This window comes from Thomasclavelia sp. (genome assembly GCF_017889095.1).
GTDB lineage: Bacteria > Bacillota_I > Bacilli_A > Erysipelotrichales > Coprobacillaceae > Thomasclavelia.
This window is the reverse complement of sequence record NZ_JAGHEW010000234.1, coordinates 1-9453: the sequence shown is the minus strand read 5'-3', so window position 1 is coordinate 9453 and position 9453 is coordinate 1. Positions and strand designations below refer to the sequence as shown.

The 9453-nt window shown below is 29.5% G+C and carries 11 protein-coding genes and 1 pseudogene; 5 read left to right on the top strand and 7 right to left on the bottom strand.

The window, feature by feature from the left end; translation table 11 throughout:
- From J7M77_RS10150 to J7M77_RS10140, 3 genes and pseudogenes are all read left to right on the top strand, one after another.
- Positions 1 to 326, top strand: a pseudogene (locus J7M77_RS10150) (hypothetical protein); the annotation flags it as partial.
- A 114-nt stretch (positions 327 to 440) separates the two neighbouring features.
- Positions 441 to 1031, top strand: coding sequence for an HAD domain-containing protein (locus J7M77_RS10145; protein WP_296878121.1), 591 nt, complete (start codon positions 441 to 443; stop codon positions 1029 to 1031).
- 313 nt (positions 1032 to 1344) lie between these two features.
- Positions 1345 to 1650, top strand: coding sequence for a hypothetical protein (locus tag J7M77_RS10140; RefSeq protein ID WP_296878119.1), 306 nt, complete (start codon positions 1345 to 1347; stop codon positions 1648 to 1650).
- 259 nt (positions 1651 to 1909) lie between these two features.
- On the opposite strand, the gene J7M77_RS10135 is transcribed toward J7M77_RS10140, so the two are convergent.
- From J7M77_RS10135 to J7M77_RS10110, 6 genes are all read right to left on the bottom strand, one after another.
- A complete protein-coding gene (locus J7M77_RS10135; RefSeq protein WP_296878117.1) occupies positions 1910 to 2374 on the bottom strand; it encodes a S24/S26 family peptidase in 465 nt (154 codons plus the stop codon).
- 239 nt (positions 2375 to 2613) lie between these two features.
- Complete coding sequence (locus tag J7M77_RS10130) at positions 2614 to 2880, bottom strand: PqqD family protein (RefSeq protein WP_296878114.1); 267 nt, start codon at positions 2878 to 2880, stop codon at positions 2614 to 2616.
- Positions 2881 to 2924: 44 nt separating this feature from the next.
- Entirely contained in the window at positions 2925 to 3809 is an 885-nt protein-coding gene (locus J7M77_RS10125) for a hypothetical protein (protein ID WP_296878112.1), read from the bottom strand.
- Positions 3806 to 4870, bottom strand: coding sequence for a radical SAM protein (locus J7M77_RS10120; RefSeq protein WP_296878123.1), 1065 nt, complete (start codon positions 4868 to 4870; stop codon positions 3806 to 3808). Before J7M77_RS10120 ends, J7M77_RS10125 begins: the two co-directional genes overlap by 4 nt.
- 176 nt (positions 4871 to 5046) lie before the next feature.
- Positions 5047 to 5490 (bottom strand): hypothetical protein, encoded by a 444-nt coding sequence (locus J7M77_RS10115; protein ID WP_296878110.1) that lies wholly within the window; start codon positions 5488 to 5490, stop codon positions 5047 to 5049.
- Between the two features lie 54 nt (positions 5491 to 5544).
- A complete protein-coding gene (locus tag J7M77_RS10110; RefSeq protein WP_296878109.1) occupies positions 5545 to 6672 on the bottom strand; it encodes a site-specific integrase in 1128 nt (375 codons plus the stop codon).
- 245 nt (positions 6673 to 6917) lie between these two features.
- On the opposite strand from J7M77_RS10110, the gene J7M77_RS10105 reads away from it, so the two are divergent.
- Positions 6918 to 7307 carry a hypothetical protein gene (locus J7M77_RS10105; protein WP_296878107.1) on the top strand — a complete coding sequence of 130 codons (390 nt, stop codon included), beginning with the start codon at positions 6918 to 6920 and terminating at the stop codon, positions 7305 to 7307.
- A gap of 181 nt (positions 7308 to 7488) precedes the next feature.
- Here J7M77_RS10105 and J7M77_RS10100 read toward each other — a convergent pair whose 3' ends face one another.
- The gene (locus tag J7M77_RS10100; protein WP_296878105.1) at positions 7489 to 7776 is read right to left on the bottom strand and encodes a PqqD family protein; all 288 of its coding nucleotides are present in this window, start codon (positions 7774 to 7776) and stop codon (positions 7489 to 7491) included.
- 421 nt (positions 7777 to 8197) lie between these two features.
- Here J7M77_RS10100 and J7M77_RS10095 point away from each other — a divergent pair, with 421 nt between their 5' ends.
- A complete protein-coding gene (locus tag J7M77_RS10095; RefSeq protein ID WP_296878103.1) occupies positions 8198 to 8725 on the top strand; it encodes a class I SAM-dependent methyltransferase in 528 nt (175 codons plus the stop codon).
- Positions 8726 to 9453 lie beyond the last annotated feature (728 nt).

Genomic DNA, 9453 nt, shown 5'->3' with positions numbered 1-9453 from the left:
GTATAATCAAAGAGGAAGAAAACGATTTAATAAAGCAGGTGGTAGAAATGCATGAAAAGTTTACAAAGGATACCAAGATGTGGGATTTAGCATTTGCAAGAGAAAGTGCTCGAATGCGAGAAAAAGCACTGTTAAAAGAAAGTTATGATAATGGTAAACGAGCAATGCAGGAAAGTATGTTACAAAAACAGATCATGGCAAAATATGGACAGGATGAAAGCAAATGGTTAGAAAGCTTAACAGAAAAACAGTTAGAAAAGGTCACAGAAGAAATATTGAAAGAAATAACATTAGATGAGCTAAAAAGAAAAGTAGAAACTAAGTAAAAACAGCCAAATTGGCTGTTTTTACTTTACTAGATATTGAATTTATAATTCAATGAATTTTTATTTTATAAATGAGATAATAAATAAAGAAAAAATAATTAGGAGGAAATTTTTATGCACAAATCAAATCAGTTTATTAATCAGGCTAGGAGTAGAGAGGATTTTAGAATTAAAAACAGCAAATACAATAATATCATTTTTTTAGATATTGATGGAGTAATTCAACCACCATTATTTGAGCGAAGATTTGCTCACGATATGGATGCAACTGCAAAATATTTATCGGAAAAATATAATGATGATATCTATTTAACATTTGATAAATATGATTTAGCAGCAGCTTATTATGATTGGTCTTATATTGCTTTAGGTTATTTAAGAGAATTAATTGAAAATACAAATAGTAAAATCGTATTACATTCTGCTTGGGGAAAATATAATACATTTGATCAAATAAAAGCTTTATTCAGGCTTTATGATTTAGATATGTATATTATTGATGTTATTAATGAGGATTTAAATAAAGAAAAGTGTATTAATAAGTATTTAGCAAATCATCAAGATATTGATCATTATATTATAATTGATGATGATCAATATTTATTAAAGAGTTTTGGTGAATATGGCTGTTTAACTAAAGATTATTTTAATCAGCAACATTTTAATTATTGTCAATCTATGCTAACTAAAAAAATTATAGACTAAAAAATCTATAATGATAATTATATTTTAGATAGAAATATCACTATTTAGCATAGTTTATTATCGATTAGAAAAATAGATAATGGTAAAGGTTTATTTATGGGGGAGCTTTATCATTTTGAGGTTCTATATAGTATTGGTAAAAATCTTCAATATTTAAAAGAATAGCATACTTTATCAAAAGCATAAAAATATTGAAAATATTTTAAAAGAAAGAAGGAAGAAGAATCAAACAAACTTTTATCTGCTTAAAAGCAATGAATATGATGGTATAATCAAAGAGGAAGAAAACGATTTAATAAAGCAGGTGGTGGAAATGCATGAAAAGTTTACAAAGGATACCAAGATGTGGGATTTAGCCTTTGCAAGAGAAAGTGCTCGGATGCGAGAAAAAGCACTGTTAAAAGAAAGTTATGATAATGGTTATGTTAAGGGAGAAGCATCAGGTAAACGAGCAATGCAGGAAAGTATGTTACAAAAACTGATCATGACAAAATATGGGCAGGATGAAAGTAAATGGTTAGAAAGCTTAACAGAAAAACAATTAGAAAAGGTCACAGAAGAAATATTGAAAGAGATAACATTAGATGAGTTAAAGAAAAAAGTCAAAACGGCAAAGTAGTTAAAAACAGCCAAAAGGCTGTTTTTAATTCAATTCTTTTTTATTTATAGATGAGTTAATATACTAACTCAATATAATTAATAATCTATTTAATTTCATTATATTCAATTATAATAAATGACAGTTTTGATTAGTTAATAAAATAAAAAACTCAATATAAACAACAACGTTTACACTAAAATAATACTTCTTATTAAATATCACAAAGCTTTATAAACTTTACTAGAATATTATGGAAATCCATTGTTTATTTTTGTAATTACTTTCTAATATTTTTAATATATGTGTACATTCTTTGAATCATTCTACGTAATGGAATTACTCTTATCCAAATTTTTTCAAAGAAAAACCACCAAAAATTTTTCTTTTCAAGTACTTTTCCCTTTCGAATTACTTTATTTATAATGCCAAATACTTGTTTAGAATCAACAGGTCCTTCTATTACTGTTTGATTGTCACCAACAATATATAATTTTCCTTTTTTATCAATATGATGAATCCGATGCATTACATATTGTCCGGTTAATCTTTGAAAAAATACCATGTCACCTCTTTTAAATGGTTTATCTGGCTTTGAAATAATAATTGAATCGCGATGATGAATCAAAAATGGACTCATAGAGTTACCTGAAATCAATAAACTAACATCTTTTCCAGAGTTTACTATATCTATTAATACTGGTAAATATTCATTTATATCCACTTCTTTAATATGTTTTTCCATAATAACCTCTAATTAAAAATGATAAATCTTTTAAATCCAACAATTGAAGTATAAAATAAGTCTACTTGATTTAGACACATTATATAAATTAAAAAATGCTTAATATGCAGTTTAATAATTCTAATACTCTCTTGATTCAATTTAGTTATAATTTAATTAAAACATAATGATATGAATATCCTTTTTTAGACAATGGCAATCTTTTCTAATATTATTTTGTTCTTTTTGTTTTACACTTTTTATTCTTCTACAAATCCAACTAATTTGAGTTCTTTAATAAATCCCTCAATATCGGTTCTAGCTGTTTTTTCATCTATATCAAAATGTTCTAATACAAGCTGAATCATTTCTTCTAAATTAGCCACTTCTTCAATATGTTCCCAAACAAATGTCGCAGTTGGATTAGGTGAAAATAGTCCATTAAATTTTGTGGTTGCTTCACCTGTTGGAACAATAATCGATTCTCCAGCAATCTTTCGGAGAATAAAATTTTTGTTTCTTTTCATGATTTTCTACTTCTCTCCTCATACTGTTTATATTTCACTTTCTTTTACATAGATTCCAATGCAATTCTTTCATATAAAACACTCTCTAATGTATCTACTGCTTCTGGATTCTTTGTGCATAAAAAACGATAGATTTTTATATCTTCCAATAATTCTGTGACCCAATTCAAGGCATTTTGAACAAATAATTCATCCCAACTATTAACTGTTAATTCGCTGTATATCGATAAAAAGGCTTGATGACCATAAATTCTTTCTACGTGATCTTCTGGTGCCTGTTTTAAAACAACAATAGCCTTGATTGGTGCCTGTCGATTTAGGTGAATATTAGAAGTACCGCAAAAGGGTGCACCATAAGCATACCAAATGCCATTTTTTTTACGGATAATTGTACGATCACCATTAATAATTTCTGCACTTCTATGAACTCGCCACAACTCTACTTGCGTTGATTTACCTGTTCCAGAAGGAGCGGTAAAAAGAATCGCTTGTCTAGACTTTTGTATATGACAACTATGTAAGATCATAGCATCAAATTTCATTAACAAATTTTCAATACAAAAAAAGTTTTCTAGATGGTTTCCTCTATCTATTTCCTCTTTCAACCATTCCACACTTAGATAATAGCAAATCCCACTATTTGTTTCCAAAATAGTAACTGCATGATAATATCCATCGTGAATATGAAAACAGGCTACCGTTCCTTCATGATTTTTATAGTAGTGGAATTTGGCAATTTCACCAACAAAAATAGGAAATTTCTCCAAAAAAGAAGGAATATTGTCAGTCTTACAAAACTTCAATGTATAATTAGCTTCACATGGTTCTACAAGAAAATCTCTCATATAACTATTTTTTGCTGGAAAAACAAAATCAAAAACCACGTGCAATACAACATCAGCGATTTGATACCAGGCTTCAGTGTTCATAGTGATTCCTCCGCTTTTTTTAGCTGTTTAAGTTTTTCTTGAAGAAGACGTGAATAATAGCGACAAAATTCACACAAGTATTCAGGTTCACCATCAACTGCTCCAGTTTCACAATATGCTCCAGCAGCACAAACAGGACAAATGCCTAGATATTGGCAGGTGCTACACTTTTTTGAAAGTTGTACTTCTTTTGTATAGCGTGAAATTGCTTTCCATGCATCTGTAAAGCTTTCTTTTTCAAGACTATGAATATCATCGTCTGCTACACCGCATCCTGACACTTCACCTTTCCAGTTTATCCAAAACGCACTAACTCCGCTACGATAATGCATGTGCCTATTACCATAATGACGTTGAGTTTCAGGATGTTCTATGCCGTTACAAGCAGCTTCCAAAAAGTCACGCCAAACTTTTTTATCCCCACCACTTTGATCTTTGCGGTAACGTAATGCTACTTTTGCCATCTCTTCAGGAGTAAAACGTTCCTGATCTACAGGTTTTTTGGATTCTTTTCGTAGAGGTGGAAACATATAATAAGAAAGTTGTATTGGAACCCGAAAATGATTACAAATTTCTTTGATTTTATCATAATCTTCCATCATAGAAGGAACAAGAACCCCGTGAACACGAAATGGAACGTTATATTCTTTTAAAAGCGAAAATGCCTCTATTACCCGATTATATCCGTCACTTCTTCCAGTTAAGCGTTCATAAGTTTTTGATGATGCCCCATAAAGAGATATATTCAAACGGCGTGGCGGATCCTTTGCTAGCCACTCTACTGTATCACGATTTAACATTGTTCCATTAGTATTGAGTACAATATGGATTCCTTTTTGTTTCAATTTTGTATATAATTTACGAAAACCAGGATAAGTAAAAATCTCACCGCCTGTAAGAAGACAAAATAGCATTCCAGCTTCTATTGCCTGATCAATCACATTTTCCCAAAAATCAATAGATTTTAAGCCACCATGTGCAAGAACTGATTCCTGATTTTGGTGAATATAACACATTTTACAATTTAAATTACAAGCTGGTGTCAATTCAATCGTACCCATTAAAGGCAAATTCATAGAATCTGCTTTTCTAAACAAAAACTCATTATAAGACTCTTGAAATTCATCAGCCATATTCATATTACTTCACACCTCATTTCTCATCATGCATAATACAATAAAAAGAAAGGTAGTCAGGCTACCCTCCTTTCATTGTTTATTTCATATATTTTATTTTATTAGCTTCCTACGTTTACATCTTCAACACTAGTTCCATATAAAGGTGCAACCTGAACATGATATTGACCACTATGTCTTCCAGTATGTACAAGCATACCGTTTCGTTCAGTAAAGCAATTTGCTCCATTACTAGCTGAACAAAAATAAACTAACCCAATTGCATCAGATGGAGCATAATATGTGCATGTATCTCTCGACGTACTCCATGTTCCTCCAGTATAATTAGAATGATCATGAGACCCGCTTGTTTGCGCTGTTTTTAATTCTGTTGTCCCTGCTTTTCTACTACAACTAGTTGTAAGTACACTTGTAGTATCTCTTTGATCACCAATCATACAATCAAATATAATCGGTCTACTCGTTTCATCACCACATGCAGCAATCGCTCTATTAACTGTAAATTCTTCTACTGTTATTATTGGACTTTCATATTTCATCTTCATATATTTCTCTCCCTTCGATTACTCTATATATTTACAAGTAAGATTATACCAGGCTTATTTATTTGTCTTGGGAAAGACTTGATATAGTGCTTGTTTCTTATTTGCTTCATTTACATGTGTATAGATATTCATAGTAGTCGTAATATTAGAATGTCTTAATATTTCTTGAGTTGCTTTTAGTTCTGCACCACTATTTACTAATCTTGTAGCTAGAGTATGTCTTAACATATGGAAATGAAAATGGATATCTAGATCTTTTGATATTTTCCATAGTGTATATTCTAATTGTTTAGGATTTAAATATTGACCATTTTCATCACTTATAACATGTTGATAACGATGAACTTTAAACCATTTTATTAGTATATCATGTAAATCTTGATGAAGTGGTAATATTGATTTTGATGATTTTGTTTTCATTTTTTTGGATACAATTAATTCTTTTCTTGTTTTATTAGCGTAAATCATTTTTTTAGAAATATAAATTAACTGATTATCAAAATCAAAATCATCTTTATCTAAAGCAAATACTTCTGATATTCTAAGACCGGTATATCTACCTATATATAAAGCAATAACATAAGCATTTCTTTTAACAGTTGCTGTTTTTTGTAATTCATCAATTATTCTAAAGAAATCTTCATCTTTATATACTAGATTGTTTTTAGATCTAGATTTATTTTTTCCGGTAATATGTACTAAACGTAAGGGATTTTGTTCAATATAATTGCATTTAATTACAAAATTTAAAATTACGTTTAGTACATCTTTTAATTTATAATTAGTATTTATACCAATATTAGAATTACTATTAAAATAAGATTGAAACACTTTATAATTAGTTTCTGATATTAAAATATGTCCTAATCTATCTTTTATATGTTTTTGATAACGATTAGTATAATCAATAATAGTATTATCCTGATAATAATATTTAGCTTCTAATTCTAACCATTCTAAAAATACCTCATCAATCGTTATTTTATATTTTTTAATATAATTCTCTGTAGCATTCAATTCTAACTTTTTTCTTTTTTCATATAACAATGCATCATCATAAGATGCAAACCCACTTTTAGAAAATCTCTTCCTTTCACCACTTAAATTATCAGTATAATTAAAATAAATTTGATAGGTAAATCCTGTCTTTGCTTTCTTACTTTTACGTTGTCTAATACTCATATTTTTCTCCTTTTTTAACCATCTTTTGTTACTATTATTCTATAAAATAAGTAACAAAAATATCTATACATTAAATTTTTTATCGGTTCATAATCGCTTAAAAAAGAGAATAATATTTCCTATAGTGGTAGATTTATGAAATAATTTACATTAATTTTATATGAATTATGCAATATAATTTGCAATTCAAAAATAAGAGTGGTATAATCTTATTTGTAAAATAAAAGTTTAGGAGGGGAACAAAAGTGAAAAGTTATATAAAACCAGTTTTTAATGTAGAACATTTTGCAGCTAATGAATACGTAGCTGCTTGTGGTGACAGTGGTACAGTATATAAATTCACATGTGATGCAGGTGGTGGAAAATCAGGAACTGTTTATCTAGAAACTAATGGACGCCCAGGTTTACAAACAGGTTGGGGTGGAGATAGAAGTTTAGGTGGTTATCATGCTTGTGGTACTACTCATGAAGCTGAATCGGATGATGAATTTTTAGAAGGATATTATGTGACTTCTAATGGATGGTGGGGAGGTTCCACTACAACTGAAGTAATTGTTTGGCGTGGACCACATAATGATAATGTTCATTGTACGACAAATCTGGATAAGGATAGCTGGGAAACTGCAAAATCTTAATATATTAAAAAAGGCTTGAAGAAAATTTCAAGTCTTTTTAGTTTGCAGGTATGTATTAATTGTATTAATATAATAAAAGTTATATTGGAAAACAAAAATTTAGAGTGCTATTATAGAATTCCTTTATTGATTAAAAATCGTTCGTATGTTAGTTTCATTGATATTTGGATCCTTTATATTGTTATTGTACTTTTTGTAAAATATCAAGATTTGATGATTCACTTACAAAGCGATTTACTGAATTTTCGATTATATCTTTTGGTGCATCGTATTTATCAAGAATCATAGTAACTACTTCTGATATAGTTCTAGGCTGTTGAAAAGCTTGCCAAATAAATACGGCTGTTTCATTAGGTGCCATAATGGCATTAGCCATATCACCACTGGCTTCAATTGGTACAATAATGTATTCTTCAGCAACTTGACGAAGTAAGAAATTAGGATTGATTTGATATTTTATTTCTTCCATATAAATGTTTAAAAGATCAAATGATATATCATTGATGATCTTAAATTTCCCCCTTTGTTTAAATCTTTAAAATGATTATAGCTTAAGGTTTTTTTTAGGTCAAACTAGTAAAAAGATTGATAAATTCAATTGATTTTGATTGTTTCTATGATAATTATATGATTTTAATAATGAATATTTTTGAGATTATTTTATTATCAAAAATAATAAATGTGGTATTATATTTATTGTTTAAAGAATTGTTTTTTAAGATTTTGAGGTGGGTTTATATTGATGATTTAATGATTGAAATTATTTAAATAAAAATTATAATAACATATTATGTGATAAAATATTATATTATGTTATGATAGAAGATAGTGATTTTTTGTTTGAATTATAGAAAGTATATAATATAGTAGTAAGGGAAAGGAATGATAAGATGAAAACAATGATAGAATTTGTCCATGAACGAATTAAAAAGAATCATTATGATATAGCTGTTGATTTTACGATGGGTAATGGTCATGATACACTATTATTAAGTAATTTAGCTAATCATGTATATAGTTTTGATATTCAAGAGCAGGCTTTAAAAAAGACTAAAGAATTAATCGGTGAAAAAGATAATGTTGAATTGATTTTAGATAGTCATGAAAATGTTGATTTATATGTAGATAGATTTGATGTTGGAGTTTTTAATTTAGGGTATTTACCTAGTGGTGATCATCAAATTACAACTATGGGCGATAGCAGTGTCAAAGCAATCAAAAAAGCTATTGAACTGTTGAACAAGGGATGTTGTTTATATATTGTTGTTTATATTGGTCATGAAGAAGGTAAAAGAGAAAGTGCGGTTATTGATGAGTATGTAAGTGGCTTAGATCATCGTTTATTTAATGTTGGAATGTTTAAGATGTTGAATAAACAAGGAGCACCTTATGTAATTATGATTGAAAAACGGCTATGAAAATGTTATTCATAGTCGTTTTTAGCGTGTGCCGGGCATGGCACTAATTCAGTCGGAGATAAACCGGCCTCAGGTAGTTACCGCCAAGTGTAGTGAACCACAAGCTGTTAACAGTAATGTTATGGGTGAAGGAAGTGATGTAGCGATTCTTTCGAACGTACGAACAGAAACTTGATACAAGGCTAAATGGTGGATAAGATTGCGCTACAAATCGAAGTCCAAAAGGTAAACGTAAAACCAAGACAGTAAATCAGGACGTTGTGAAAGAAGGAGGATTAGTGAATTACCCCGGGAGGTCCCTTAGACGATGAATTCCAGTAAACTTTAAAATCAGTGATGGTACCGTCGGTCGAAAAAGGTTAACTAAGGGAAGTCAGCTGAGGTCGTAGTAGGTATATCATCAATACCAAAGGACCTAATGTTTATATGGTGTTACTCACCATCAGGCAATGTATAGACAATTCGAAATCGAGGATAGTCCTAAAATTAGAAATCGTAATTCTATGGGGATGAAGATAGAGGGAATGGTTCTATATATATTTACAAAATGGAAGGGAGAACAACAACATGGAGTCGAATAGGAAAGATGAAAGTCTTTATAGATAAATTCGGACAATGGGTACGCCATAAGATAAGGGTTATTATCATAAAACAATGGAAGAAACCACTGAAAATTTATAGAAGTCTCCAACTGCTTAACAGGAAACTGCCATATCACTTTAGTGATG

Bases quoted from the DNA above. Each gene is read 5' to 3' on its own strand.
- J7M77_RS10145 (WP_296878121.1), top strand. From the start codon at position 441: ATGCACAAATCAAATCAGTTTATTAATCAGGCTAGGAGTAGAGAGGAT.
- J7M77_RS10140 (WP_296878119.1), top strand. From the start codon at position 1,345: ATGCATGAAAAGTTTACAAAGGATACCAAGATGTGGGATTTAGCCTTT.
- J7M77_RS10135 (WP_296878117.1), bottom strand. From the start codon at position 2,374: ATGGAAAAACATATTAAAGAAGTGGATATAAATGAATATTTACCAGTA.
- J7M77_RS10130 (WP_296878114.1), bottom strand. From the start codon at position 2,880: ATGAAAAGAAACAAAAATTTTATTCTCCGAAAGATTGCTGGAGAATCG.
- J7M77_RS10125 (WP_296878112.1), bottom strand. From the start codon at position 3,809: ATGAACACTGAAGCCTGGTATCAAATCGCTGATGTTGTATTGCACGTG.
- J7M77_RS10120 (WP_296878123.1), bottom strand. From the start codon at position 4,870: ATGGGTACGATTGAATTGACACCAGCTTGTAATTTAAATTGTAAAATG.
- J7M77_RS10115 (WP_296878110.1), bottom strand. From the start codon at position 5,490: ATGAAGATGAAATATGAAAGTCCAATAATAACAGTAGAAGAATTTACA.
- J7M77_RS10110 (WP_296878109.1), bottom strand. From the start codon at position 6,672: ATGAGTATTAGACAACGTAAAAGTAAGAAAGCAAAGACAGGATTTACC.
- J7M77_RS10100 (WP_296878105.1), bottom strand. From the start codon at position 7,776: ATGGAAGAAATAAAATATCAAATCAATCCTAATTTCTTACTTCGTCAA.
- J7M77_RS10095 (WP_296878103.1), top strand. From the start codon at position 8,198: ATGAAAACAATGATAGAATTTGTCCATGAACGAATTAAAAAGAATCAT.